The following is a 24,942-nucleotide window of genomic DNA, read 5'->3' on the forward strand; positions in this document are numbered from 1 at the left end:
CGGGTGCTTTATTTTTTTTATGATGAATGCAGACCAAAAATTGGGGTAATAGATTACTAGCTTAGAAGAATTAAAAAAGGAGATGAACTCTTATGCGAAAATGGATGCTTGTTTTTACCGCCTGCATACTGATGACAGCATGCAGTGCAGAGGAAGAAAATAAGGAAGGAGCAAAGAATGATTCAACTAATAGCCAGGAATATAATGAAGCTGTGAATACAGAAGGTGAAGAAAAGCCTCTCTCAGTTGCTGAATTGGATGACCGCATTGATGAGGGAATGAATATTGATACTTACTCGGCCGAAGTTCAATCTTGGGCGGAAAAAGGGCAGCTTGAAATGGAAGAAACAGTTACCGTCGAAGATGAAAACACATCATCTGCTGATATCCTGCAGCTTGCGGATGGATTTCTCGGAGTAGCATATGATGAAAAAGAGGTGACAGAAGTTAAAATGTTCCAGTCGGTAGAACATGCAAAAGAATATTTTGAATCTCTGTAACTGGAAAAGTGCTGGAGCTTACCTAACAAAATAATAATTTCTAACCCAACTGATAGTAGACCTTCCGGATGGAAGGTCTTTTCTCATTCTGGACTATTTACCATAATGGCCGCCACCTGCAAAAGCCGATCATAGAATAGAGCGGATGAAGGGTTTTGATCCAGCTCCGTTTCCTTGAAAGCATCTTTCATGCAGGCAAGCCATCTTTGTGCTCTTAAAGGTGTAATATCAAATGGCATTGCCTTTGTTTCATGGCCGGCGGTCCAAACTCCTGGCTGTAAAGTGGCGGTCCTCCAAGAAATTGCGTAAGAAACATTTTTTGCTTTCTCTTAATTTCCTCTATATCACCTTCAAAAAGGGGACTTAATACAGGATCTGCATAAACCCGGGGATAAAACGCCTCCACTAGCTTCTCAATGGTTTCAGTTCCGCCTATTTCTTCAAAAAGTGTCTTAAAATCATTCACGATTCTCACCTGACTGAATTACATTTTTTTAATTTCATTATATAGAAGTTATACTAACTTAAATGTGATTTAAATCACAGTATGATTATTGGCGAAACTTTTTTCAGCTGTGAACGTAAATTAAAGTAAGAAGTCGAAAGGGTGAGAAGATGGGCAAAAAAGGCTGTATTAAATGCGGCAGCAGTGATGCCGGCCAAAAAGAAGTTGCCATGACTGGTACAGGACTTTCCAAAATGTTTGATATTCAGCATAACCGTTTTCTGGTAGTTTACTGTAAAAAATGCGGATACTCAGAATTCTATAATAAAACTCTTCCACTGCAGGAAATGTTCTGGATTTTTTCTTCGGCGGATAAAAGTAACGGATCATGCATTGCCCATCATGCGGCAATGTTTTTCTTTTTTAGGCAAAAAATTTTGTTAGCTGAATGGAATGTGAGAAAATTATCCAGTACCCTAATTAATAAAAAGAGGTGAAAAAAGAATGGAAAATTTACAATCTGCTGTATCATTACATAACGGTGTCAAAATGCCGTGGCTGGGACTGGGTGTTTTTAAAGTTAAGGACGGAGACGAAGTGGTTCAGTCAGTGAAATCAGCCCTTAAAGCAGGATATAAAAGCATTGATACGGCTGCAGTCTATCAGAATGAAGAAGGTGTAGGCCAGGCAATCAAGGAAGCAGGCGTACCTCGTGAAGAACTTTTTATTACCACAAAAGTTTGGAATTCTGACCAGGGCTATGATTCTACAATCAATGCATTTGAAACCAGCCTTGAAAAGCTGGGCCTCGATTATATCGACCTTTACCTGATCCATTGGCCTGTGAAGGGGAAATATAAAGAAACATGGAAAGCCCTTGAAACTCTTTATAAAGAAAAAAGAGTAAAGGCAATTGGTGTGAGCAACTTCCAGATCCATCACCTCGAAGATCTGATGCAGGATGCTGAAATAAATCCTATGGTTAACCAGGTTGAGCTTCATCCTTTGCTGAACCAGGCAGAGCTTAGGGACTTCTGCAAGAAGCAGGACATTCAAATAGAAGCATGGTCACCGCTGGCACAGGGAGAGCTTCTTGAAAACGAAGCATTGAAGGAAATTGCCCAAAAGTACAGCAAATCGGTGGCACAAGTGATCTTAAGATGGGATCTTCAGAACGAAATTGTAACAATACCCAAGTCAGTGAAAGAACATCGCATCATTGAAAATGCTGATGTATTTGACTTTGAGCTTTCTTCAGAAGATATGGACAAAATCAGCAGCTTAAATGAAAATAGACGAGTAGGTCCGGACCCTGACAACTTCGATTTCTAAATAATGCAGGAAACCGGCAGGCAAAAAGCCTGCCGGTTTCCTTTTACTCCTCAAAATAATCCCGAAATTCTTCTGTATCCGTTTCGGCTTTATTCTTAAAGTAAGGGTTATCTTCAGTCGAATTTTCCGGATCGAGATTTGTCTTTATCACAAGTGTTGGCCCCGAAGTATGCCCGGCAATCATCCGATCATCCAGTTCTTCGAAATCCGGCAGCTTTTTGCTTCCTGGTTTTATTGGATCCATGGCTGCACCTCCCATCAATAGCGTGCAATGAGCAGGCGGAATTTATTCACATACGTTCCTTAAAAGCTAAAGAATGTTTGCATAGAGGAAAAAAAGGTTATTAGGGAAGAAAACATTCTTAGGCAGATATAACGACCGTGTTTTGATGGAGGAAGAAACAATGAGTATTTTCGAGAATATTTTGGATATTTTGGAGAAAAAGGGAGCTATATCAATCCCTTCTTTGCTTGATGAAATGAATAAACTAAGTAACTCTCAGAATACCAGCCGAAAACCGCTTGAATTATCACATGTAAAATCTGTCATCAGCAGAAAAAGAGAAATTTTCCATATAAAAAATAATATTGTCACGATTGACCCTGATAAAGAGCCCATCCTTTTGAGTGTCAGCCTCGGCGGTTATCCCGGACCCTGGTACAAAGTCGAAGTGGATTTTATCAATGGACGTTTTGTATACTTTGAATGGCATTTAAGCTCGTTCTCACATAGAACTGAACTGCCTGCAGCATCAGGCAGCATTGAGGAATTTAAGAAGGAATTATATCGGCTGAAAATTTGGAAGTGGCAGAAGGAATACCAAAACCCTGGAATCATATTGGATAGTGTGACGTGGTCCATAAAGCTGATTACAAAGGAGAATATTTTTGAGAGTCAGGGGATACAGGCATTCCCTGAGGGCTGGGAAAAGTTTTGTAAGGCACTTTCAAAGCTGACAGGAAAATATATATGCTAAAAAGCTGCTGCTAAGGAATAGCTGCAGCTTTTTTAGCGTTCTGAAATCATCTTAAGGACAAAACTCTTATCCTCCTCATCAATGAAAAGGCAATATTCTTCTTCCTCTGTTATGTCAAGAAGATGCTGAAGTTCTTTTGGAATATGGATAGAGCCATTTTCAGATATAAGTCTTTTATTATGGGTTGATTCCAAATCAGCCTTCTCAATAATAATTTGATCCTGGTCGAAGCGAAGATCAGCCAGTTTTCCCGGCATAAGCCCAAATTGGCTGCGCCACTTGCTTGGGAGCAGAATTTTACCAGTTTTATTGAAATTTTTGCATTTATACATTGTTAACATGCTGATCAGCTCCTTCTATGCTTGTTAATCTATTACACATATTGGAATGTTCAAAACACATATTTTAAGCAAATTTAAAAATATCTGCCGTTCTTGCGGAAAGAATGAATAATTTTCCTTTAAATACAAAACCTTTAAAAAAAGGTGGGGTAAGATGAAAAAGAAGCTATATTTGGTGCTTATAATTCTCCTTTCCTGGCTGACTGTTCCATTCATAGGCAAAAGGGATTTTAAACGTTTTTATCCAGCAGCCATTTTTATGTGCCTTTATGTTCTGATAGAAGGGTTTATCGCTGAAAAAAACAAATGGTGGACTATTAAGGAAAGATTACTTCCAAAGCTCAGTGGTGAACTCCCATTGATATTAGGGCCGTTTTTTGCGGGATCTATATGGATATTAAAATTAACTTATGGCAGGCCCTTGCTGTATATCCTTTTGAATTCAGTTGTTGATGCCTTTTTCGCCTACCCTTTTTATACTTGGTTCAAAAAGATTGGGATTTGGAGGCTTCTCCGTTTTACACAGCTGAAGCTATTTATGCTTTTCATGATGAAGTCAATATTCATGTATGTTTTTCATATGGCATTTGTGGATAAAAAAATATTATCGGCGGCAGTTGGCGGATATAGGAATTATTTTAATAAATTCCGAATGAATGAGAGAGAGGAGAGGGGATAATGGAAAAAAGAAGAGACATGTCCTGTACAGATGATAAAGATATTCTCCATCATCTAATGGAAGAACAAATTGCTTATATCTGTGTAGAGGAAGAAGAAGAACGAATGAAGGAAGAAACCATGAATAACGGGAATAACGATTAAGATCTTTTACTGAACGAGGTGGAAAATGAAAAAAATAATTGTCAGCCTTATGGTTTTGATTGCTTTATCAGAATACATTCCCATTCGGGCATTGTCCGTAGAAGCGCATGCTGAAAGACCAGAACCAGCCTATGCTAAATGGGGCAGACTTGCTATGGAAACAGCAAAAAAGAAATATCCTAAAGCTAAAATTCTTGACTACTTGCATATCGGCAGAGAAAGGAGACAAACAACAGACATCGAAAAGTTCAAGCTATGGATAGAAGATGAGGGCAAAGAATTCGGTCTATACATTGATATTGAATTTGATTCAAAAACTGACAGAGTCATCAGGATCAATACGCGAAGATCAGCTAATTAACTTGATCAGAATAAAACCAGGGGCTTTATGATATTATAAAGTCCCTGGTTTCTTATTTCTCAAATTCAAATTTTGAATAACAATCAATCGCGAAGTCTGCATAGGGGTTAGGGTTGCGGAATGCACAGGTGCTGATGCCGATCTGTCTGGCAGGCATTAAATCTGTATCCTGGTCGCCAATGGCCAGATCAATATGATAACGCCGATGAAGATATTCATAGGATTCCGGATGCGGCTTTAAGGAGAAACCATCAAATTCAGGGCAGATAACTTCTTCAAAATGGGAAGTGAGTTTCCAATACTCGAGCAGCTCCTCAGTTGATTGCCGGTTCCGATGGGTTACCAGCACGTTTACATTATTTTGCTCTAATATTTCCCTTACATATGGGAATAATGGCTTCTCATCATGCTTAAAAGTAGCTTCCATTTGACGGAAATCCGCAATTTTATCCGGAGAAACATTAAATTTCTGATAGGCTGTCCCGTTTTTAAGAGGCATAAGTACTTCATGAGGATTCAGCTCTTTACCGGATATGCGAATAAAAGCCTGAACCAATGTGGGCCATGTATCTAGAATGGTGCCATCTAAATCCCAGAGAACATTCATAAAAATCTCACCTCCTTGCTATGTAACCATTGTATAGGTATTTAAAGGGGAAAGGCAAATACCCGGCAATCTTTTAATTGCCGGGTTTAATACTATCTTAATACATTAAAATATCTTGCTTCCGGATGAGCAAAGACCATTGCAGAGACAGATGCTTCCGGTTCCATCATGCATTCTTCTGTTAGCTTAACCCCGATATCCTCAGGCTGTATAAGCTTAAATAGCTTCTTCTGGTCCTCTAGATCAGGGCACGCAGGATATCCATAAGAAAAGCGTTGTCCCTGGTACTTCGCCGCAAAACGGTCCTTCATAGTCATTTCAACTGGATCAGGGAATCCCCAGCGATCCCGTATCTGACGATGGATCAGCTCGGCAAGCCCTTCAGCTGTCTCCAAAGCGAGCGACTGCAGGGCATGGCTTTCCAGGAATCTGCCTTCGGCTTTTAAACGGTCTGCTATACCGCGTATACCTTTTCCGGCAGTCACAGTAAAGAAGGCAGCATAATCCATTTGACCGCTTTCTTTTGATCTAAGGAAGTCCGCCAGACATAGGAATGGCTCCGTTTCCTGACGCGGGAACTCAAACGTTTCAATGATCGTTTTTTCATCTTCATCATAGATATACACCTTATCGCCATCTGACTGGGCAGGGAAGAATTGATAAACTGCTTTTGGTTCAATCCAGTTTTTCTCTTTTGCTTCAGCAATCAGTTCATCAACCATTGTGTTAATCTTAATCGCTTTTTCATCTTTTTCTGCAAGCAGCTTTTGCAAGTTTCCTTTTAAGCCAAGGTGATGGCCAATCAGCATTTGCTTATTTATATACGGCTCAATATGTGAGAGGGAATATGTTTTCAGCAAATGCCGCTTTAAGTCTTTTGGAACAAAAACTGGCACTTTTGTGCTGACTGTTGGTTTAGGCTTTACTGCAACTGCAACCGATCCGCGGTCAAAAGGGACTGCATTCAGGACCGCTGCCTGTTTTTCTGCCTGCTGAATCCGCAGTTTCTCCACTTCTTCTGGCTCCTGAAGCTGATTGGCTAGAGAAAGTCCATTCATGGCATCCTTGGCATATAGCACGAGTCCATCATATTCTTTGGAAATTTTAGTATCTGTAAACTTTCTCGACAATGCAGCGCCGCCTACTAATATCGGAATATCGATTCCTGCCTGTTTCATGTCATGTGCCGTAATGACCATCTGCTGTGCGGATTTAACAAGCAGACCTGAAAGGCCGACCATATCCGGATTCTCACGCCTGATTTTTTCAATCAATTCAGCAGGGGAGACCTTGATTCCCAGGTCTATCACTTCATATCCATTATTGCTTAAAATAATATCCACAAGGTTTTTCCCTATATCATGGACATCCCCTTTAACGGTTGCCAGGATGATTTTCCCCTTGGATGAAGATTGTGCAGCATCCTTTTCCATATATGGCTCCAGATATGCAACAGATGCTTTCATAACCTCTGCACTTTGAAGGACTTCTGCAACAATCAGCTGGTTATCATTGAACAATCTTCCTACTTCCTTCATTCCATTCATTAATGGCCCATTAATGATATCAAGCGGAGCAGGGTATGCTTGCAGGGCCAGTTCAAGATCAGGCAGCAGCCCTTCTTTTGTTCCCTCCAGAATATAATAGGCGAGGCGTTCCTCAAGCGTCATATCCGGGAGGACACTTTTACTTTCTTTCTTCTTATCCCGGTAAAAATCAGTGAAAATGGCAAGTGATTCATCAGTAGTTTCGAAAAGAAGCTTTTCAGCCATTAAGACCTCTTCCTTTGAAATGGAGGCAAATCTTTCGAGCTTTTCCGTATTCACTATCGCATAATCGAGTCCTGCTTGAGTACAGTGATAAAGGAATACTGAATTTAATATCTCCCTGCCGACAGGAGGGAGGCCAAATGAAACATTACTGATTCCCAATATGGTTTGAACCTCCGGTAAAGCCTCTTTAATAAGTCTTATCCCATCTACCGTTGCCTTTGCAGACCCGATGTATTGCTCATCCCCTGTGCCGACAGGAAAGACGAGGGGGTCAAAAATAAGATCCTCAGGCGGAATTTGATACTTATTTACAAGCAAATCATACGAACGCTTTGCAATTTCCAGTTTTCTTTCAGCCGTAACACCCATTCCGGCTTCATCTATAGTACCTACTACCACAGCTGCACCATATCGATGGATCAGTGGGGCAATTGCTTCGAATCTTTCTTCGCCATCCTCCAGATTAATGGAATTTATGATGGCTTTACCCTGTGAATAGGTGAGGGCCTTCTCGATAACCGTTTCATCAGTTGAATCAATGACCAGCGGAACCTTAATTTTTTTTACTAATTCCTTGATAAAGTTTTCAACATCCTGCATTTCTTCACGGTCAGGATCTGCAAGGCAAATATCAATTACGTGGGCTCCGCCTTTTACTTGCGCCCGGCCTATTTCAGCAGCTTCCTCGAACTTCCCTTCAGCAATCAGTCTTTTAAACTTGCGTGAGCCAATTACATTTGTGCGCTCGCCGACCATAATGGGCGTTAATGTCGGGTCATCATAAATCAGAGGTTCAATTCCGGAAACTTTATGCACTGAATTCCCCTCATAATTTCTGGGTTTATAATCTTTAACCGACTCAGCAATCGCCTGAATATGTTCAGGGGTGGTTCCGCAGCAGCCGCCTACGATATTCAGCCAGCCTTCCTTGGCAAAGCCCTCAAGCTTGCTCGCCAGTGATTCCGGAGTTTCATGGTACTGTCCTTCTTCATCAGGCAATCCTGCATTGGGATAGCAGCTGACTGCAGTAGATGCCAATCCTGACAGAGAACGGATATGGTCCTGCATGAATTCGGGCCCTGTCGCACAGTTGAGTCCGACTGCCAGTGGTTTCATGTGTTCCAGCGAAATATAAAATGCTTCAATCGATTGGCCAGCAAGAGTCGTGCCCATCGGTTCAATCGTTCCCGAAACGATAAGCGGAAGTTTTATTCCCGTCTTTTTTGATGCATTTTCAATGCCGATAAAACCAGCCTTCACATTCAGCATGTCCTGGCTGGTTTCCAGGAGAAGAAGATCGGCTCCACCGTCAATTAACCCTCTGGCTTGTTCTTCATAAGCCGCAATCATTTCTTCAAATGTAGACCCGCCGGTTACACTCAGCGTCTTCGTCGTAGGTCCCATGGCACCAGCCACATATCTTGGCCATTCAGGAGTTGAAATGCGGTCTGCAGCTTCCCTGGCAATTTCAACAGCAATTTTATTTAGTTCATAAGCTTTTTCTTCCAGATCGTAATCTGCCAGAACAATGCTGGTTGCGCCAAAGGTATTGGTTTCAATAATATCTGCGCCGGCTTTTAAATATTCAAGGTGAATATGTTCGATCACCGAAGGAGCTGTTATATTTAAATTCTCGTTGCAGCCTTCATATTCTTCGCCGCCAAAGTCAGCAGCGGTAAGATCGGCCCTCTGCAGCATGGTGCCCATTGCTCCATCCATGATCAGGATTTTCTTTTTTATCTGCTCCTGCAGTGATGGTTTATGCATGTTGTTTCCTCCTTGAAAGCCGTTCGGTTGTCTCACGGGCATAGTTTGATAGTTCAACAGTCATTTCATAGCGCATAAATGGAGTGATGAGGTAAATGCCATTAAACAGCTCTGCCGCGGCATCGATCAGCGACTTGGCAATAGCTATGCCTTCAGCTCCAGCCTGTGCAGGATCATCCTTTAATGAAGCCATCCGGTTTCTAATGCTGTCGGAAATTTTGATTCCAGGAACTTCATTATGCAGAAACTCAGCATTCCGGCTGCCGGTAAGAGGCATTAGGCCTATATAAACAGGTGCTTTTAAATCTTTCACAGCCTCATGAACTTCCAGCAGCTTCTCTTCAGAAAAAACAGGCTGCGAGATGAAATAGTCCGCACCATGTTCAATTTTCTTTTCAAGCCGTCCAACAGCTTTTTCCAATGAGCGGACATTGGGATTAAAAGCCCCTGCAACTGAAAAGGCAGCTTTCTGGCCGAGATCTTTCCCTGAAAAAGATAACCCTTCATTTAACTGCTTGATCATACTGATCAATTCAAATGATGAGACATCATATACAGAAGATGCTCCTGGAAAATCACCGACACGTGCAGGATCACCCGTTACGGCAAGAATATCATTTAATCCAAGTGCGTGCAGACCCATTAAATGGGATTGCAGTCCAATAATATTCCTATCCCTGCAGGTCACATGAACAAGCGGGCGCAATCCTGTCTGCTGCTTGACGAGATATCCAAGCGCAGAGTTGCATACCCGGGGGGAAGCAAGGGAGTTATCTGCAAGTGTAATAGAATCTATTCCGGCTTCTTTCAATGCTTTTGCACCTTCGAAAAAGCGTGAAGTATCAAGCTTCCTTGGAGGATCCAATTCAACAATGACAGAAGGCCTTTCCCTGACAATATCCTGAAGAGGAGGGAGCTCTCTTGATGATGATGGCTTTTCAGAAACCATGACTTTATTGATTGCCTTTGTCTCTTTTTCCTCTATTGGCGGAAGTCCGTTTAAAACGTCAGAAAACGCCTTGATATGGTCAGGTGTTGTTCCACAGCAGCCTCCAAGCAGGCGGACACCCTGATTTCGGAATTCAATCGCTGACTGCCGGAAATATTCTGCATCTCCTTCATAATGAAATTTGCCATCCGTATAGGCTGGAATACTGGCATTTGGATAAGCAGAAAGATAGGCATGCTTTGGCAAAGGCACACTTTCGAGAGTTTTCAGCATATGATGCGGACCAAGCCTGCAATTGATTCCCACAACATCCGCACCAATTCCTTCAAGCTTTGCTAAAGCATCAGCGATAGAAGTCTGGTTCTGAAGAACACCCGCTTCCTGAAGAGACACCTGTGCGATAATCGGCAAATCAGTTTCTTTCCTGGCTATGGCAAGGACAGTCTCAAGCTCTTCCAGGTCATAATAGGTTTCAAGCAAAATACCATCTACATCCTCAAGCAGCAGGCAATAAAGCTGCTCCCTGAAGCTTCTTTTTATTTCTTCAAGTGTAATCATGTTGGGCTTGAATCCCCTGATCCCGCCGATTGTACCAGCAACATATGCGCGTTCCTTGGCAGCTTTTTTGGCAATCCTTGCTGCAGCACTGTTAATCTCCTTAACGGAGTCTTCCAGTCCATATCGCTGAAGCTTCAGATAATTCGCCGCATACGTATTTGTTTGGATCAATTCAGCCCCTGCGCCTATGTATGCTTCATGGATGTGCTGGATCTGTTCAGATTGTGATAAATTTAATTCCTCAAAACAGCTGTCGGTACCATAGGAGTACAGAAGAGTTCCCATCGCGCCATCTGCTATGATGATTTCATTCTTTAATTTATTTAGGAAACTCAAAATATCACCCCCGCTGTAAAATCGAATGTTTTGTTTTTCCGGCAGCAGATAAAGCTGCCTTGAAATCTTCTATAATATCATCTGCGCTCTCCAGGCCAACAGATAGACGAAGAAGACTGTCCGTTATTCCGCGCTGCTCCCGTTCGGATGCTGGCATGGCTGCATGTGACATTTTTGCAGGGTAGGAGAGGATGGATTCAACAGCTCCCAGACTTACTGCAAAAACAGGTATTTTCGCATTTTCAACAAATCTTCTCATCGATAGCTCATCTTCAAGCTCAAAAGATAGGACGGCACCTGCGTTCACAGCCTGCATTTTCTGGATTTTATATCCGGGATGATCTGCAAAACCTGGATAATGCACCTTCTTAACAGATGGGTGATCATTAAGGAAACCAGCAATTTTCTTAGCTGATTTCACAGACTGATCAAGCCTGACCTGCAGCGTTTTAATGCCTCTCAGCACAAGCCACGCATCCTGAACACCCAAAACGGCTCCAAAGGAGTTCTGGAGAAAAGCAAGTCTTGCACCTAAATCCGGATCTTTCACAACCGCTAGGCCAGCCACGACGTCGCTGTGTCCGGATAAAAATTTGGTTGCGCTGTGCAGCACTATATCTGCACCTAAAGAAAGCGGTTTTTGAAGGGCAGGGGTCAGGAAGGTATTATCCACAAATGTCAAGGCTCCATGCTGTCTTGCAAGTGAACTGATGGCCTGTATATCTGTCACTTTCAGCAGCGGGTTGGAAGGAGTCTCTACATAGAAAACTTTCGTGTTGGGACGGATTGCTTCTTTTACTTCCTCAAGATTTGTCATATCAACAAATGTGTGCTCAATGCCAAAGCGGGACAGGACTTCTGTTGTCATTCGATAGGTTCCGCCATATACATCTTCTGTAATGACAACATGATCTCCCTGAGATAAGAGGAGGAATGCTGTAGAAATGGCAGCCATTCCAGAAGAAAAGGCAAACCCTCTAATACCTTCTTCAAGCTCCGCGATGACTTCTTCAAGTGCTTCCCTTGTTGGATTCAGGCTGCGGCTGTAATCATATTTTCCGAACACATCAATATCTTTTTGATGAAAAGTGGAGGCATGCTGGATCGGTACACTGACAGCTCCTGTTTCCGGGTCGAATTTTTGATTATTGTGAAGTAATTTCGTTTGGAATGTGTAATTCGAACTCATCGTACTGCCTCCTTAATAACCTTAGCAAAAGCATGTTCAAGATCCGCCTTCAAATCTTCTGCATTTTCTATTCCAACCGAGAAACGCAGAAGCCTATTACAGACACCGGTTTCAATACGGATTTCTTCAGGAATGTCCGCATGTGTCTGGGTTGCTGGATAAGTTATGAAACTCTCGACTCCTCCGAGGCTTTCAGCAAAGGAGATAAGGGAGAGGCTCTGCAGAAATGGATTCACCCAGGATTCATCCTTGATTCGGAATGATATCATGCCGCCCTTGCCGGGATAAAGGACATCTGTTACTGCATCGTGGCCCGATAAAAATTCTGCTAATTCCTTCGCATTTTCTTCATGACGTTCCATGCGGAGAGAGAGTGTCTTCATCCCTCTGATCAACAGCCATGAATCAAAAGGGCTAAGGACAGCACCTGCGGCATTGTGGTTCATCGCCAGTGCCTCACATAACTCTTTGCCTTTTGCAACAATTAATCCGGCAAGGACATCATTATGCCCGCCAAGATACTTGGTTGCACTATGGATCACAATATCAGCTCCAAGCTTTAACGGCTGCTGAAGGAGAGGGGTATAAAACGTGTTATCAACTATAAGGAGGATATTATGCTTTTGGGCAATGTCTGCTATCAATTGAATGTCAGTCTGTTCCATAAGCGGATTAGTTGGAGTCTCCAGAAATATTGCCTTGGTCTTTTCCGTGATTAATAGTTCAACATCTTCGGAATTGCTGGTATTTACATATTTGCACTGAAGTCCCCACTTCTTGAAGCCCTGTTCAAGCAGACGATATGTACCGCCATATAAATCCTTTGATACAATCCATTCATCTCCGGATTTAAAAAGAGAAAGAATGGTAAGAATTGCGGCCATTCCAGAACTGCAGGCATAGCCTTGGTCGCCTTCTTCCAGATCGGCGATTGCCTCCTCAAGCAGCTGGCGGGTAGGGTTGCCTGTTCTGCTATAGTCAAAGCCAGTTGACTGGCCAATGCCTTCATGGCGATATGCCGTGGAAAAATATACGGGCGGGTTGACAGCACCTGTTGCTGACTCGCTCCTGTTTCCGATTTGCGCTAATCTGGTGTCAATATTATACATGCTTGTAACCACTCCTTATAAAAAATAAAAAAAAAGCCTTCTATAAGAAGAAGACTTTTTAATGTGATCAGCCATTCTTCTTATCTTTCAAGTTTTAGAAACTTGCAGGAATTAGCACCTTTTCAATCAAAAAAATGATTGCTGGTTGCTGAGGCGTCGTCGGGCCTTACCCTCGACCTCTCTGGATAAGAAATCAAATATTAAATTTTCTCTAAACTTTACTACAGTAAACCGCTAATCGTCAACACTTTTTTGAATATTTTATGTTATAAAAAATATCCGACCAGGTATCTTGCGTCCTTTTGCCCTCAGTCTCCATTTTTTAGGGGGAATGAGGAAAATTTTGAACAAAAAAACTTCCCATCAGATTCTGGAAAGTTTTTTTGGGGTATTCATTCTTCAATCAAATCGTTAACCGGCACATCCATTTCTTTTTCAGAATCTGCTTTTGTGTAAACACGTGCTGTCTTAGTCTGCTCATCTACATGCTGAATGATGATCGGGATGCCATTCAAAGTAACACAGTGCATTTCAGCAGACTCAGCAATCTCTTTTGCTCTGCCAATATTCATGGAAAAACCTCCTGAATTTGAATAATTTTAATGTGTCTTAAAAATACACAAATTATTCTTTTGAAAAAAACCTGGCATAAAATGTTAGAAGGGGATCACTTTAAAGTTCAGAATATTTGTTTTATAATGAACGTAAATGAAATTTTTCTTGGAGGGGAGCTAATATGCGTGAACATAGCCACTGCCGCCACCGGTTTGCGGAATCCGAGGGTCCAGCAGTATTCCAGACCATGGATGGCATTGAAGTAAATGTTTCTGGGTCCATGTTCGAAAAATGTACAACTTGCGGCCATTTTGATTTTCCTGTGGAAACGAGAGAAGCAATTGAATCTTCCCTAAAAGAAAACAGAAAAAATGCGAATGCAGTGAAACAAATCTATATTAACTTAGTTGAGACTTTTTAAAGCCGGACGACTGCCGGCTTTTTTATTTTGTCTTCTATATAAGAAAGTGCTTTTACAAAATGTTTTTGAATTTTTGCTTGAACTTAGTTATTAACCTGAACTGATCATCGCTATGGGCACATGATTCTCGAAAATTCATCCGCATTTTCGTCGTGCGGTATTAGTCAAGGAAGCCTTTTTAAATGTCCTGCGGCAGGAGAGGGAGCGGGAGACCGCGCAGGCGGAGCTGAGGACCTCTGTTCCTCCCGGCGGAAAGAAGGTCCCGTGCTGAAATCAGCGGGCAACATTTTAAGTATAATAACAATCTAAAATGAACCCCTAAAAACCACCCAGTTATTTCTTATTTATAATTGTTTAACATTTAACAAAACATTTTATTAGAATAAGTAATTACTAAAAAAAAATTTTTAATAGTTTTCCACTATATTCATGTTTTTATCTTTGTACAACTAGATTTTCCGTGTTAGAATAACTGTGGAAACGTTTTATCCTCTGAAAAATATTATTATTCGTAAAAATAAAACGTTAATGCATCATATAGACGGGTATTGTATTTTCAGGGGAGAAAAATGTATTTGAATTATTTACTTAAAAACAGTTATGGAGGTAATTTTCCATGAAAAAGCCATCGAATGGTGAGGGACCTTTTGAACAAGGATTTCATGGCCCCAACCTTGGCTACGTTATTGAACTATATGAAAGATACTTAGAGGATCCATCTTCTATCGATCCTGAAATGAAAGACTACTTTGAAAGAAATGGTTCCCCTCTAGCGAGTGAAGGAACTCCGCAAATGGCTTCATCAGCAAATCAGCCAATGAATGCCGGACAGCTTGAAAAAACACTTGCTGCGATTCGCCTTGCTGATAATATCCGCACATATGGCCACTTGGCTGCAGATATTTATCCGCTGGGTAACAATAAATCTGAAAGTGCATTATTCGAACTGAGCAAATATGGCTTAACTGAAAATGATTTAAAAGAGATTCCTGCCGGTGTCATTACTAAAGACGCCACCTATCCATTACGCAACGGACTTGAAGCAATTGAATTCCTGAAAAGCGCTTATATGGGACCAATTGCGTTTGAATTCCAGCATATATTTGATGAAAACGAAAAAGACTGGCTTCGCCGTAAAATAGGGGCCAACAGCCATAAACTGTCAATGCAGAAGGCAGAAAAACTGAAAGTTTTAAGAAGACTGACTGAAGTTGAGGAATTTGAAAAATTCCTTCATAAAACATTCGTTGGCCAGAAAAGATTCTCAATTGAGGGTCTTGATACAATGGTTCCATTACTGGATGAAATTGTTTCTGAATCCGTTTCTGATGGAGCCAAAACAATTAACATCGGCATGGCCCACCGCGGAAGATTAAATGTTCTTGCCCATGTGCTTGGAAAGCCGTATGAAATGATCTTCGCGGAATTCCAGCATGCGCCAAATAAAGAACTCGTTCCTTCCGAAGGATCTATCGGAATCAATTACGGCTGGACAGGCGACGTTAAATATCACCTTGGTCTTGATAAACAGATCAAAGATGAGAATACGACCATAGCCAGACTGACATTAGCTAACAATCCGAGCCATCTTGAATTTGTAGGTTCACTGGTTGAGGGCTATACCAGAGCTTCACAGGATAATAGAACAAAGGCCGGTTATCCTGAAGTAGATCCAAAAGCTGCTTTAGCCATTATCATACATGGAGACGCAGCATTCCCAGGACAGGGAATTGTAGCAGAAACACTGAACCTTGGACAGCTGACTGGCTACAATACGGGCGGTTCGATCCATATCATTGCCAATAATACAATTGGTTTCACAACAGAATCACATGATTCACGTTCTACCAGATATGCAAGTGATCTTGCCAAAGGTTATGAAATGCCAATTCTGCATGTGAATGCAGATGAACCTGAAGCAGTAGTTGCAGCGGCAAGAATTGCTTGTGAATATCGTGCGAAATTCCAAAAGGATATCCTTATCGACTTAATCGGATACCGCAGATTTGGGCACAACGAGATGGACGAGCCTATGACGACTAATCCTCTTATGTATAACATTATTCGCAAGCGTCCAACCGTGAAAGCGCTGTATGCTGATAAGCTTCTAAATGAAAAGATCATTTCCAAAGAGGAAGCAGAGGGCATTCATCATGAAGTACTGGAAAAAATGAAGGCTGCCTATGAAAAGGTTCCAAAAGAAAAGAAAGAGGCGGAGTTAACCAATCCACCTGAAACAGTCGAAAAGGGTCTGCCAAAAATTAAAACAGCTGTGTCTGTCGATAAATTAAAGCAAATTAACGAAGAATTATTAAAATGGCCAGAGGATTTCAAAGTGTTTGATAAACTCGGCAAAATCCTGCAGCGCAGATTGGAAGCGCTTGAAGGAGACGGCAAGATTGATTGGGGACTTGCTGAAACACTGGCTTTTGCAACCATTTTATCTGATGGTACCCCTGTCAGACTGACTGGCCAGGATTCCGAGAGAGGTACATTTGCACAAAGAAACGTTGTTCTGCACGATCATACAACTGGAAAAGCGTATTCACCTTTGCACAAGCTTTCAACGGCTAAAGCATCATTCGCTGTCCATAATAGCCCATTATCTGAAGCTGCTGTCGTAGGCTTTGAATATGGATATAATGTATTCGCTCCGGAAACGCTTGTTCTATGGGAAGCTCAGTATGGTGATTTTGCCAATGCGGCACAGGTAATGTTTGACCAGTTTATTGCTGCTGGCCGTGCGAAATGGGGCCAAAAATCAGGTCTTGTCATGCTTCTTCCACATGGCTATGAAGGACAGGGACCTGAACATTCAAGTGCCCGCCTGGAAAGATTCCTGACTCTTGCAGCAGAAAACAACTGGACAGTTGCTAATCTATCTTCTTCAGCACAGTACTTCCATATCTTAAGAAGACAGGCTGCCATTCTCGGAAAAGAGGAAGTTCGCCCGTTGGTGATCATGTCTCCTAAGAGTCTGCTGCGCAATCCGAATGTCGCTTCAAATGGACTCGAATTGAGCGAAGGAGAATTCAAGTCTGTTATTGAACAGCCTGGCTTAGGCCAAAATCACGAAAAAGTGAAACGCATCATTCTTGGAACAGGTAAGATCACAATTGATTTATCCGAAAACCTGAAAAACTACCAGGATCAGGATTGGTTCCATATTTTACGAGTGGAAGAAATCTATCCGTTCCCAATGAATCAAATTAAAGAAATTTTAACCCGCTATCCTAATGTAGAAGAAATCGTTTGGATTCAGGAAGAACCAAAAAATATGGGTGCATGGAATTTCGTTGAACCTAGACTGAAAGAAATCGCAGGCAGCGATATCGATGTCAGCTACATTGGAAGAAGACGCCGTTCAAGCCCGGCTGAAGGTGACCCGACTGTTCATAAGAAAGAACAAGCACGTATAATAGATGAGACCCTAACACGGAAGCAAGAAGGAGGAAATTAAGGTGGCAGAAATCAAAGTTCCAGAATTGGCGGAATCCATTACAGAAGGTACGGTGGCACAGTGGCTAAAACAGCCTGGTGATACAGTAAATAAAGGGGATTATGTTGTAGAACTTGAAACAGATAAAGTAAATGTTGAAATCATTTCTGAACATAGCGGTGTTTTACAGGAAATTAAAGCACAGGAAGGCGACACGGTTAATGTTGGTGAAACCATTGCTATCGTTAATGAAAGCGGACAAGCTGCACCTGCTCCAGAAAAAACGGAAGAAAAACCTGAGGCTCCTAAAGCTGAACAGCCTAAAGCAGAGGATCAGCCCGAACAGCCAGCAGCTGAAGAAAAAGCTGGCGGACAGCGTCCGATCGCTTCTCCGGCAGCACGCAAGCTGGCAAGAGAAAAAGGGATTGACCTAAGCCAGGTGCCGACAGCTGATCCACTGGGAAGAATCAGAACCCAGGATGTTGAATCCTTCAATCCAAATCAAGCAAAACAGCAAGCTCAGGCACCAAAACCGGCAGCAGCTTCTAAACCTGCTGAACAGCCAGCCGCCGGAAAAGAAGTGGAACGAATCAAAATGTCACGCCGCCGCCAGACCATTGCAAACCGCCTTGTAGAAGTTCAGCAAACTGCAGCGATGCTGACAACGTTCAATGAAGTGGACATGACAAATGTGATGAACCTTCGTAAGAACCGCAAAGATAAATTCTTTGAAGAAAATGATGTTAAGCTTGGCTTCATGTCATTTTTCACAAAAGCGGTAGTAGCAGCCCTTAAGAAAAATCCTTATTTAAATGCTGAAATTCAAGGCAATGAAATTGTCCTTAAGAAATTCTATGACATTGGTATTGCCGTGTCAGCACCAGAAGGTCTTGTCGTGCCGGTTGTACGTGATGCAGACCGCAAAAACTTTGCTGAAATCGAAAAGGATATCATGGACCTTGCGGTTAAGGCGAGAGACAATAAACTTGCTTTATCAGATCTGCAGGGTGGAAGCTTCACTATCACTAATGGCGGTGTATTTGGCTCCATGATGTCTACTCCAATCCTGAACGGACCACAGGTTGGTATTCTTGGAATGCATTCCATCCAATTGCGCCCGGTTGCAATTGATGCTGAAAGAATGGAAAACCGCCCAATGATGTATATCGCACTTTCCTATGACCACAGAATTGTTGACGGTAAAGAAGCTGTCACATTCCTGAAACGCGTCAAGGAACTGATCGAAGATCCTGAAAGCCTTCTTTTTGAAGCATAATAAAATAGAAACCAGAGCGGAATCGGCTCTGGTTTTATTTTTTTCTTTATTGAAAATTATTTGCATTAAGGAAACATTGTACTTGTTATGCATAATATATTAAAAAGCAGGTGATGAGCTTGAGACGAAGACAAATGAAGATACTGCAATACAGTACGGTTTTAAAGAAACTCGGTGTTCTCAGTGAACAGGAATATGAAAATATTAAAAAGGCTAATAATCTTTCAGCATACTTGCGGAAATATTAAAAAAAGCGGGAATAGCTCCCGCTCCTACATATTTACTAAGTATTTGGCAAATTACTATTAAGTTGAAACTTACTCTTTAAACGGCTTCAATCCCCGTTTTTGAATTTCAGTTTTTAATATCCTAATCCATTCCTTTTCAGACCCTGACTTCAATGCATCACGATACGAGACGACCAGCTGTTCATTACTCATAATTTTCATTATGCATACCTCCTGGTTAAATGGATTGAATATTCTATTTTTAATTATTGTAAAGGTTTTTTAAGTTTTTGTGAACCCTTTATAAAGAAAAGATTTATTTCATTATGATGACATTTTTTGCGGCGCATTTCAGCAGCTGATAGTGGACTCGAATACAAACCGAAGGTAAGATTTATATAAATAGATTGCTGAAAGGAGGAAGCCGCTAATGAATCTGGCACTAGACCATCTCGTACACTTTATTAAAGCTGAACCATCTGAACCAGTGAAGAAATGGGGGAATGTGGGATATAAAGCAGTATTGGGAGGAAGCCATGAGAACTGGGGGACATATAACAGCCTTTTATATATCGGGCAGTCATACATTGAATTTTTATCAATTGAATCAAATCATATTGCCGCTGCTGCTGAAAACCCGCTCATTAAACAGCTGACAGATGAACTCCCGTCAGGGGAAGGCATCGGGCAGCTCTGCTTCCGAACCAGTAATATTGAAGAGCTAAAGGCTGAATTAAAGAGGAAAGGCTTTGAGTCCCTTCCAATTTTTGAAGGAAGCAGAAAGAGGCAGGATGGAAGCTTGCTTTCGTGGAAGATGCTGTTCTTTAAAGAAAACCCACATTATAAATATCCTTTCTTTATTGACTGGGGCGTGGAAGACGATAGAAGATTTGAAGAACTGCGACATCTTGGCTTTATTGATGAAAACCTTGAAAATAAAAAAATCGAAGAAGTATTTATAGCCTCCAGTGACTGTGAAATGTCTGCGGATTCATGGAAGGCGATTATGCCGAATTTCATGACCGATGTTTACATAAGCAGCAATGGAAAAGAGAAGAGAGCATCCATTGGAATTGGATCAGTAAAACTCACCTTTTGCCAGCCATTACAGGATGAAGGAAGGGTTTTGGAAGTTCTGAAAAAAAGAGGGGAGAAGCCATTTGCTGTTCAGCTTTCGCCTGGCCTTGAAAAAGAAATAACCCTATTTGAAGCTGTTTATTTTTAAAGGAGGGAGCCCATTGTTAAGGAAATTCACTGTTAACACATCTGAACGAGACCAGTTTCTCGAAATAACTTCAGAAGTACAGGCATACATTAACCAGTGCGGAACCGCTGAAGGAGCAGCAATCGTCTATTGCCCGCATACAACTGCCGGCATCACCATAAATGAGAATGCAGATCCGGATGTTAAGACAGATTTGATCCGCCGATTCGATGAAATATATCCTTGGGATCAGCAAAAAGACCTTCATATGGAAGGGAATACCGCAGCGCATATGAAAGCGGTCACTGTCGGTTCCTCACAGCATATCGTCATTACAGAAGGACAGCTGCTTCTGGGCACCTGGCAGGGGATTTACTTTTGTGAATTTGACGGACCAAGGACGAGGACATTTTATGTAAAAATTTCAGATTGAACATAAAAGAAGCTGCTCCTATATTAAAGGGCAGTTTTTTTATTATGGAGAATCCACATTAGATGAATCTATAGTTATGAGAATTGAGCCAGAAAAATTTATAAGTTATCAATATATGAAAATATTGAATATTCAGCAATATATGATAACATAAAATGTAAGCGTTTTAGATCAGCATCTTAGGGAACTCTTTACACAATGAATAGATCATCATATACCAAGGAGGATTTCTGGATGACGGAATTATTGAACCTAACAGTAGGGAAGCTCCTGGAGGAGAAAGCCGGCCTTCACCCGGATCACGAAGCAGTAGTTTACGCAGATCGCGGGCTCCGAATGAGTTATAAGGAGTTTAATGAATATTGCAGGCTTGCTGCCAAAGGGTTTATGAAGCTGGGTCTTGAAAAAGGAGAGCATATTGCCGCATGGTCAACCAATACGCCCGAGTGGCTTACATGCCAGTTCTCAACAGGCAAAATGGGGGCTGTCCTTGTAACAGTTAATACAAACTATCAAGCTGCTGAGCTTGAATATCTATTAAAGCAATCTGACAGTACAACCATTGTTCTGATGGAAAAGTTCAGAGAAACCTCCTACATAGAAATGCTATACAGTATCGTCCCGGAACTTAAGGATTCTGAGCCAGGGCAGCTGAAAAGCAAAAGACTTCCTTTTTTAAAAAATGTTATCGTGATGGGAGAAAAACGTTTTCCCGGAACTTACAGCTGGGAAGATATGATCAGGATGGGCGAATCAGTTCCAGACGCAGAACTCAATGAGCGTATGGAGAGCCTGGATCCGGACGATGCCATCAATATGCAATACACATCAGGGACGACAGGCTTTCCAAAAGGGGTTATGCTAACCCATAACAACATTGTTAATAATGGCTATAATATTGCAAATTGCATGCGTTTAACAAAAGATGACCGCTTATGTATTCCTGTTCCGTTTTTCCATTGTTTCGGGTGCGTGCTGGGAACGATGGCATGCATATCCGTCGGCGCAACCATTGTGCCGGTCCAGGAGTTCAGTCCTAAAGCCGTTCTGAAGACGGTCCAGGATGAGAAATGTACAGGCCTGCATGGGGTGCCGACAATGTTTATTGCAGAGCTGAATGATCCCGACTTCTCAAAGTATGATCTATCGACTCTCCGCACTGGCATAATGGCTGGATCCAATTGCCCTATTGAAGTCATGAAAGGCGTTATTGAAAGAATGGGTGCAAGCGAAATAACCATTGCTTATGGACAAACAGAATCCTCTCCCGTTATTACGCAGACACGGACGGATGATCCGATTGAGCTGAGAGTGGAATCTGTGGGAAGAGCACTGCCGAATGTGGAAGTAAAAATTGTGGAACCAGGCACCAATAATGAAGTACCTACTGGAGAACAAGGGGAATTGTGTACAAGGGGCTATCATGTCATGAAGGGATATTATAAAAATCCTGATGCTACGAAAGAAGCCATTGATGAAGAAGGCTGGCTCCATACAGGTGATCTCGCTGTAATGGATGAGAACGGGTACTGTAAAATCACTGGAAGACTAAAGGATATGATCATTCGCGGAGGAGAGAATATATATCCCCGCGAAATTGAAGAATTTCTTTATACGCATCCAGCGATCCTGGACGTTCAGGTAGTTGGAGTCCCAGATGCCGTATATGGTGAGGAAGTGGTCGCCTGGATAATCCTTAAAGAAGACGCTGAATTAACACCAGCCGACCTTCGGGAATACTGCAAAGGGAAAATTTCACGCCATAAAATCCCCCGCTATATTGAGTTTACTAAGCAGTATCCAATGACAGCATCCGGAAAAATCCAGAAATTCAAATTGCGTGAACAGGCTAAAGAAGTCATTGAAAAAGCAAATACATTGAAATAAAGGACATTTAACCTGTTGGGACTTTTCCAGCAGGTTTTTTTATGGAACTCCGCCTTCCCTCATTCATAAGTCTTAATAAATCTCAATCTCCCAGCCAATGTTTTACTGCGTGAAAGTATATAAAATGAGATTAAAGATAAAGTGAAGGGAGAAATGGAAAATGTATGAGGACATCTATGTCATAGAAATTTTAAATAAAGCTAAGCTTAAGGAAATTGCTGAACTAAACACGGCTGATCCATTTCAGGAAAATACGAAGGAAAAATTGTGCTGCAGGCTTCCTTTAGCAAAAAAGTTCACAGTATGCCAATGCAGCTAGGACGGGGAATATTCTCCGTCCTATTTTTTTGAAAAGAATCTTCTGAAAATGATAGTATAATAAACAAAAGAGAATAAAAAGGGGGAGCAAGTGCTAATGACAACACAAAAGCTGTTTGTTTATGGAACCTTAAGAAAACATGAGTCAAATCACTTTGTTTTAAAAGGCAGTCCCTGCATTGCCGAGCAGGCATGGGTATATGGGGAGTTATATGATACTGGACTCGGCCATCCCTCTATGAAACCATCACTTGACCAAAAAGTATATGGAGAGCTTTATGAAGTGCATTTAGATCATTTCACTGACCTGGATGAACTTGAAGATTTTATCCCGGGCAGAAAAGATAATTTATATGATCGGGTGGAACAGACTGTTCATACTGATGCAGGAGAGGCAAATGCACTAGTATACGTCTCCTGCCGGGATGATCTTTTAGCCGAACCCATTCTTTATGGAGATTGGAAGCTCTACCGTTTAATGAAGGATAAGCCCGAAAAGACCTTTTATTTTGCATACGGTTCCTGCATGGATGATGAGCGGTTTTGTGTGGCAAAGGTAGATCATCATTTTAAAAGCATTGTCGGCGGGGGGACGCTCACCGGTTATTCGATGCAATACCTATTTTCCAGGGATGATGGAGGAAGGGCGGACATTATAGAAAATGGCGGCGTCACAGAAGGAGTTCTATATGAACTTCCTTATGAAGGAGTTGAATACCTGTTCCATAGAGAAGGTTTTTATGGTCAATGGTATCGTCCTTCCTTTGTGAATGTCAAAGTTGGAGATAAGTTATATGAAGATGTCCTGACTTTTCATGTCTACAATAAAAAGGGCGAGCTTCCCCCGCCAGATCATTACGCTCTTGAAATTCTCCGGGGGGCAAGAGGCAGAGTAAGTGACGATTATTACCGGAAGCTTGAACAGCAGCTGGAAACACTGGGTGTTCAAATTAGATTGGATGCATAGCAGCATAAGACTTAAGGATGAGCATATGTTCATCCTTTTTTCTATATTGTATGGCTGCTGATTCTTCTACAATAAAGGCAGTTAATATGGAATAGGAGGACCATCCATGCATGGAGCAAAATTATATGAAGCACATCTTGATTCAGCCAACTTGGAACGAAGCATCGAGTTTTATGAAAACCTTGGCTTTAAAGCAGCGTACAGAATAGAAGACAGGAAAGCAGCATTTTTCTTTTTGGGGGAAAATAAAGAAACATGCTGGGCATCTGGGAAACAAAAGACTCCCCGATTAAGAGAAGTCATATTGCGTTTTCCGTTTCGCCAGCCAAGCTGCGGGGAACTATGCCTTTTTTAAGGAAAAAGGAATCGAGGCGAGGGAATGCTTTGGCCTACCACCGAAAGAGCCGATTGTCCATACTTGGATGCCAGCTGCTTCGGTATATTTTTATGATCCAGACGGCCATTCATTAGAATATATAGCTGTCTTAGAAGGGGAAGCAAGACCTTACTTGAATCCAACGTACTTAAGTGAATGGGAAGGAATAAAATATGCAAAATTTTTAATTGGTGGTTTGAAACAGGCTAAGCGGGTGGTATATTACCTTTGCCATCATCTTAGAAAGAAGGTCATCAAAATGAAAATTATAGCAGATAATGGCTTTTATGAAGTGGAATATGATAACGAACATTATGACAATTTAGAGTTTGTACGAATAGACCAAATCTGTGAAATTAACTATGTAACAATGAAAAACACAATAACGGGAGAAGTGTATACCTTTGAAGCGGATAAAATCAGGAGATTCCGGAAATTAATGAAGTTAATGCCAGAAGTTAAAGAGAATCTTATTGCAGACAGCAGTTCGTATTCTTTATAATAAATACTAATCAATAAAGTATGCAGACTGTGAAGGAGTGGCAATTATGATTCATTTAAAATGGCATGAACGAGAAACATTGAAAAAAGTAAAATGCGTGCATACAGATGCAGCAAAATACATTGTAAACCGGGCTTTAACAGCAGGGAATATCTATAACGTAAAAAATGAAACTGAAGAATTCTATTTCATCGAAGACAATTCCGGAAAAGTAAGCGGATTTTATAAAGACTATTTCCAGGATGCTTAATTCATTAAAGAAAACGGCCTTA

The 24,942-nt window shown here is 41.5% G+C and carries 26 protein-coding genes, 2 pseudogenes and 1 riboswitch; of the genes and pseudogenes, 18 read left to right on the forward strand and 10 right to left on the reverse strand.

Annotated elements, in window-relative coordinates; genetic code table 11:
• The first annotated feature begins 92 nt into the window (after positions 1-92).
• A complete protein-coding gene (locus MKY20_RS17520) occupies positions 93-500 on the forward strand; it encodes a hypothetical protein (protein WP_019379826.1) in 408 nt (135 codons plus the stop codon).
• An 83-nt stretch (positions 501-583) separates the two neighbouring features.
• Here the strand turns inward: MKY20_RS17520 and MKY20_RS17525 are convergent.
• A pseudogene (locus tag MKY20_RS17525) lies at positions 584-969 on the reverse strand (globin domain-containing protein).
• Between the two features lie 146 nt (positions 970-1,115).
• On the opposite strand from MKY20_RS17525, the pseudogene MKY20_RS17530 reads away from it, so the two are divergent.
• Positions 1,116-1,321 (forward strand): annotated as a pseudogene (locus MKY20_RS17530) (zinc ribbon domain-containing protein).
• A gap of 128 nt (positions 1,322-1,449) precedes the next feature.
• Positions 1,450-2,277 (forward strand): aldo/keto reductase, encoded by an 828-nt coding sequence (locus MKY20_RS17535; protein ID WP_251156375.1) that lies wholly within the window; start codon positions 1,450-1,452, stop codon positions 2,275-2,277.
• A gap of 43 nt (positions 2,278-2,320) precedes the next feature.
• Here MKY20_RS17535 and MKY20_RS17540 read toward each other — a convergent pair whose 3' ends face one another.
• Complete coding sequence (locus tag MKY20_RS17540) at positions 2,321-2,521, reverse strand: hypothetical protein (RefSeq protein WP_009334530.1); 201 nt, start codon at positions 2,519-2,521, stop codon at positions 2,321-2,323.
• Between the two features lie 160 nt (positions 2,522-2,681).
• Here MKY20_RS17540 and MKY20_RS17545 point away from each other — a divergent pair, with 160 nt between their 5' ends.
• The gene (locus MKY20_RS17545) at positions 2,682-3,254 is read left to right on the forward strand and encodes a hypothetical protein (RefSeq protein ID WP_009334531.1); all 573 of its coding nucleotides are present in this window, start codon (positions 2,682-2,684) and stop codon (positions 3,252-3,254) included.
• A 32-nt stretch (positions 3,255-3,286) separates the two neighbouring features.
• Here the strand turns inward: MKY20_RS17545 and MKY20_RS17550 are convergent, their stop codons facing one another.
• Positions 3,287-3,595: a hypothetical protein gene (locus MKY20_RS17550; protein WP_009334532.1), complete on the reverse strand. Its 309-nt coding sequence runs from the start codon at positions 3,593-3,595 to the stop codon at positions 3,287-3,289.
• 154 nt (positions 3,596-3,749) lie between these two features.
• Here MKY20_RS17550 and MKY20_RS17555 point away from each other — a divergent pair, with 154 nt between their 5' ends.
• From MKY20_RS17555 to MKY20_RS17565, 3 genes are read left to right on the forward strand one after another with little or no spacing between them, the layout of a single operon-like run.
• Positions 3,750-4,274 carry a hypothetical protein gene (locus tag MKY20_RS17555; RefSeq protein WP_009334533.1) on the forward strand — a complete coding sequence of 175 codons (525 nt, stop codon included), beginning with the start codon at positions 3,750-3,752 and terminating at the stop codon, positions 4,272-4,274.
• Positions 4,274-4,417 (forward strand): hypothetical protein, encoded by a 144-nt coding sequence (locus tag MKY20_RS17560; protein ID WP_019379830.1) that lies wholly within the window; start codon positions 4,274-4,276, stop codon positions 4,415-4,417. Before MKY20_RS17555 ends, MKY20_RS17560 begins: the two co-directional genes overlap by 1 nt.
• Positions 4,418-4,442: 25 nt before the next feature.
• Positions 4,443-4,778, forward strand: coding sequence for a DUF3889 domain-containing protein (locus tag MKY20_RS17565; protein ID WP_009334534.1), 336 nt, complete (start codon positions 4,443-4,445; stop codon positions 4,776-4,778).
• Between the two features lie 52 nt (positions 4,779-4,830).
• Here MKY20_RS17565 and MKY20_RS17570 read toward each other — a convergent pair whose 3' ends face one another.
• From MKY20_RS17570 to MKY20_RS17595, 6 genes are all read right to left on the reverse strand, one after another.
• The gene (locus tag MKY20_RS17570; RefSeq protein WP_009334535.1) at positions 4,831-5,385 is read right to left on the reverse strand and encodes an HAD hydrolase-like protein; all 555 of its coding nucleotides are present in this window, start codon (positions 5,383-5,385) and stop codon (positions 4,831-4,833) included.
• A gap of 92 nt (positions 5,386-5,477) precedes the next feature.
• Complete coding sequence (metH, locus tag MKY20_RS17575; protein WP_341002180.1) at positions 5,478-8,924, reverse strand: methionine synthase; 3,447 nt, start codon at positions 8,922-8,924, stop codon at positions 5,478-5,480.
• A complete protein-coding gene (locus MKY20_RS17580; protein WP_341002181.1) occupies positions 8,917-10,767 on the reverse strand; it encodes a bifunctional homocysteine S-methyltransferase/methylenetetrahydrofolate reductase in 1,851 nt (616 codons plus the stop codon). The genes metH and MKY20_RS17580 overlap by 8 nt, the downstream gene beginning before the upstream one ends.
• Before the next feature lie 4 nt (positions 10,768-10,771).
• Complete coding sequence (gene metC, locus MKY20_RS17585) at positions 10,772-11,956, reverse strand: cystathionine beta-lyase (protein ID WP_251267233.1); 1,185 nt, start codon at positions 11,954-11,956, stop codon at positions 10,772-10,774.
• Positions 11,953-13,065: a methionine biosynthesis PLP-dependent protein gene (locus tag MKY20_RS17590; RefSeq protein ID WP_341002183.1), complete on the reverse strand. Its 1,113-nt coding sequence runs from the start codon at positions 13,063-13,065 to the stop codon at positions 11,953-11,955. Before MKY20_RS17590 ends, metC begins: the two co-directional genes overlap by 4 nt.
• A 77-nt stretch (positions 13,066-13,142) precedes the next feature.
• Positions 13,143-13,257, reverse strand: a riboswitch (SAM riboswitch).
• 200 nt (positions 13,258-13,457) lie between these two features.
• Entirely contained in the window at positions 13,458-13,637 is a 180-nt protein-coding gene (locus tag MKY20_RS17595; protein WP_341002184.1) for an H-type small acid-soluble spore protein, read from the reverse strand.
• Positions 13,638-13,801: 164 nt separating this feature from the next.
• Between MKY20_RS17595 and MKY20_RS17600 the strand changes: the two genes are divergently transcribed.
• From MKY20_RS17600 to odhB, 3 genes are all read left to right on the forward strand, one after another.
• Positions 13,802-14,041: a hypothetical protein gene (locus MKY20_RS17600; protein WP_009334542.1), complete on the forward strand. Its 240-nt coding sequence runs from the start codon at positions 13,802-13,804 to the stop codon at positions 14,039-14,041.
• A 616-nt stretch (positions 14,042-14,657) separates the two neighbouring features.
• Positions 14,658-17,501 carry a 2-oxoglutarate dehydrogenase E1 component gene (gene sucA / locus MKY20_RS17605; RefSeq protein WP_217024875.1) on the forward strand — a complete coding sequence of 948 codons (2,844 nt, stop codon included), beginning with the start codon at positions 14,658-14,660 and terminating at the stop codon, positions 17,499-17,501.
• A gap of 1 nt (position 17,502) precedes the next feature.
• On the forward strand, positions 17,503-18,756 hold the full coding sequence (gene odhB / locus MKY20_RS17610) for a 2-oxoglutarate dehydrogenase complex dihydrolipoyllysine-residue succinyltransferase (RefSeq protein WP_009334544.1): 1,254 nt from the start codon (positions 17,503-17,505) through the stop codon (positions 18,754-18,756).
• Between the two features lie 317 nt (positions 18,757-19,073).
• Here odhB and sda read toward each other — a convergent pair whose 3' ends face one another.
• Positions 19,074-19,205: a sporulation histidine kinase inhibitor Sda gene (gene sda, locus MKY20_RS17615; RefSeq protein WP_009334545.1), complete on the reverse strand. Its 132-nt coding sequence runs from the start codon at positions 19,203-19,205 to the stop codon at positions 19,074-19,076.
• Between the two features lie 208 nt (positions 19,206-19,413).
• On the opposite strand from sda, the gene MKY20_RS17620 reads away from it, so the two are divergent.
• The 8 genes from MKY20_RS17620 (at position 19,414) to MKY20_RS17655 (ending at position 24,920) form a co-directional block, all read left to right on the forward strand.
• A complete protein-coding gene (locus MKY20_RS17620; protein ID WP_217024879.1) occupies positions 19,414-20,208 on the forward strand; it encodes a VOC family protein in 795 nt (264 codons plus the stop codon).
• A gap of 13 nt (positions 20,209-20,221) precedes the next feature.
• Positions 20,222-20,620, forward strand: a complete 399-nt coding sequence (locus MKY20_RS17625) for a secondary thiamine-phosphate synthase enzyme YjbQ (RefSeq protein ID WP_217024887.1) — start codon at positions 20,222-20,224, stop codon at positions 20,618-20,620.
• 234 nt (positions 20,621-20,854) lie between these two features.
• Complete coding sequence (locus MKY20_RS17630; protein WP_217024889.1) at positions 20,855-22,507, forward strand: AMP-binding protein; 1,653 nt, start codon at positions 20,855-20,857, stop codon at positions 22,505-22,507.
• A 160-nt stretch (positions 22,508-22,667) separates the two neighbouring features.
• Entirely contained in the window at positions 22,668-22,826 is a 159-nt protein-coding gene (locus MKY20_RS17635) for a hypothetical protein (protein WP_009334549.1), read from the forward strand.
• 96 nt (positions 22,827-22,922) lie between these two features.
• Entirely contained in the window at positions 22,923-23,792 is an 870-nt protein-coding gene (locus MKY20_RS17640; protein ID WP_341002191.1) for a gamma-glutamylcyclotransferase, read from the forward strand.
• 106 nt (positions 23,793-23,898) lie between these two features.
• On the forward strand, positions 23,899-24,147 hold the full coding sequence (locus MKY20_RS17645; protein ID WP_064328215.1) for a hypothetical protein: 249 nt from the start codon (positions 23,899-23,901) through the stop codon (positions 24,145-24,147).
• A 280-nt stretch (positions 24,148-24,427) separates the two neighbouring features.
• Complete coding sequence (locus MKY20_RS17650; protein ID WP_026041563.1) at positions 24,428-24,670, forward strand: hypothetical protein; 243 nt, start codon at positions 24,428-24,430, stop codon at positions 24,668-24,670.
• Positions 24,671-24,716: 46 nt separating this feature from the next.
• Positions 24,717-24,920, forward strand: a complete 204-nt coding sequence (locus MKY20_RS17655; RefSeq protein WP_019379842.1) for a DUF6501 family protein — start codon at positions 24,717-24,719, stop codon at positions 24,918-24,920.
• The last annotated feature ends 22 nt before the right edge of the window (positions 24,921-24,942 follow it).

This window comes from Cytobacillus sp. FSL W8-0315 (assembly GCF_038002905.1).
In the GTDB taxonomy this organism is placed as follows: domain Bacteria; phylum Bacillota; class Bacilli; order Bacillales; family Cytobacillaceae; genus Cytobacillus; species Cytobacillus pseudoceanisediminis.

Bases quoted from the DNA above. Each gene is read 5' to 3' on its own strand.
- MKY20_RS17520 (WP_019379826.1), top strand. From the start codon at position 93: ATGCGAAAATGGATGCTTGTTTTTACCGCCTGCATACTGATGACAGCA.
- MKY20_RS17535 (WP_251156375.1), top strand. From the start codon at position 1,450: ATGGAAAATTTACAATCTGCTGTATCATTACATAACGGTGTCAAAATG.
- MKY20_RS17540 (WP_009334530.1), bottom strand. From the start codon at position 2,521: ATGGATCCAATAAAACCAGGAAGCAAAAAGCTGCCGGATTTCGAAGAA.
- MKY20_RS17545 (WP_009334531.1), top strand. From the start codon at position 2,682: ATGAGTATTTTCGAGAATATTTTGGATATTTTGGAGAAAAAGGGAGCT.
- MKY20_RS17550 (WP_009334532.1), bottom strand. From the start codon at position 3,595: ATGTTAACAATGTATAAATGCAAAAATTTCAATAAAACTGGTAAAATT.
- MKY20_RS17555 (WP_009334533.1), top strand. From the start codon at position 3,750: ATGAAAAAGAAGCTATATTTGGTGCTTATAATTCTCCTTTCCTGGCTG.
- MKY20_RS17560 (WP_019379830.1), top strand. From the start codon at position 4,274: ATGGAAAAAAGAAGAGACATGTCCTGTACAGATGATAAAGATATTCTC.
- MKY20_RS17565 (WP_009334534.1), top strand. From the start codon at position 4,443: ATGAAAAAAATAATTGTCAGCCTTATGGTTTTGATTGCTTTATCAGAA.
- MKY20_RS17570 (WP_009334535.1), bottom strand. From the start codon at position 5,385: ATGAATGTTCTCTGGGATTTAGATGGCACCATTCTAGATACATGGCCC.
- metH (WP_341002180.1), bottom strand. From the start codon at position 8,924: ATGCATAAACCATCACTGCAGGAGCAGATAAAAAAGAAAATCCTGATC.
- metC (WP_251267233.1), bottom strand. From the start codon at position 11,956: ATGAGTTCGAATTACACATTCCAAACGAAATTACTTCACAATAATCAA.
- MKY20_RS17590 (WP_341002183.1), bottom strand. From the start codon at position 13,065: ATGTATAATATTGACACCAGATTAGCGCAAATCGGAAACAGGAGCGAG.
- MKY20_RS17595 (WP_341002184.1), bottom strand. From the start codon at position 13,637: ATGAATATTGGCAGAGCAAAAGAGATTGCTGAGTCTGCTGAAATGCAC.
- MKY20_RS17600 (WP_009334542.1), top strand. From the start codon at position 13,802: ATGCGTGAACATAGCCACTGCCGCCACCGGTTTGCGGAATCCGAGGGT.
- sucA (WP_217024875.1), top strand. From the start codon at position 14,658: ATGAAAAAGCCATCGAATGGTGAGGGACCTTTTGAACAAGGATTTCAT.
- sda (WP_009334545.1), bottom strand. From the start codon at position 19,205: ATGAAAATTATGAGTAATGAACAGCTGGTCGTCTCGTATCGTGATGCA.
- MKY20_RS17620 (WP_217024879.1), top strand. From the start codon at position 19,414: ATGAATCTGGCACTAGACCATCTCGTACACTTTATTAAAGCTGAACCA.
- MKY20_RS17630 (WP_217024889.1), top strand. From the start codon at position 20,855: ATGACGGAATTATTGAACCTAACAGTAGGGAAGCTCCTGGAGGAGAAA.
- MKY20_RS17635 (WP_009334549.1), top strand. From the start codon at position 22,668: ATGTATGAGGACATCTATGTCATAGAAATTTTAAATAAAGCTAAGCTT.
- MKY20_RS17640 (WP_341002191.1), top strand. From the start codon at position 22,923: ATGACAACACAAAAGCTGTTTGTTTATGGAACCTTAAGAAAACATGAG.
- MKY20_RS17645 (WP_064328215.1), top strand. From the start codon at position 23,899: ATGCATGGAGCAAAATTATATGAAGCACATCTTGATTCAGCCAACTTG.
- MKY20_RS17650 (WP_026041563.1), top strand. From the start codon at position 24,428: ATGAAAATTATAGCAGATAATGGCTTTTATGAAGTGGAATATGATAAC.
- MKY20_RS17655 (WP_019379842.1), top strand. From the start codon at position 24,717: ATGATTCATTTAAAATGGCATGAACGAGAAACATTGAAAAAAGTAAAA.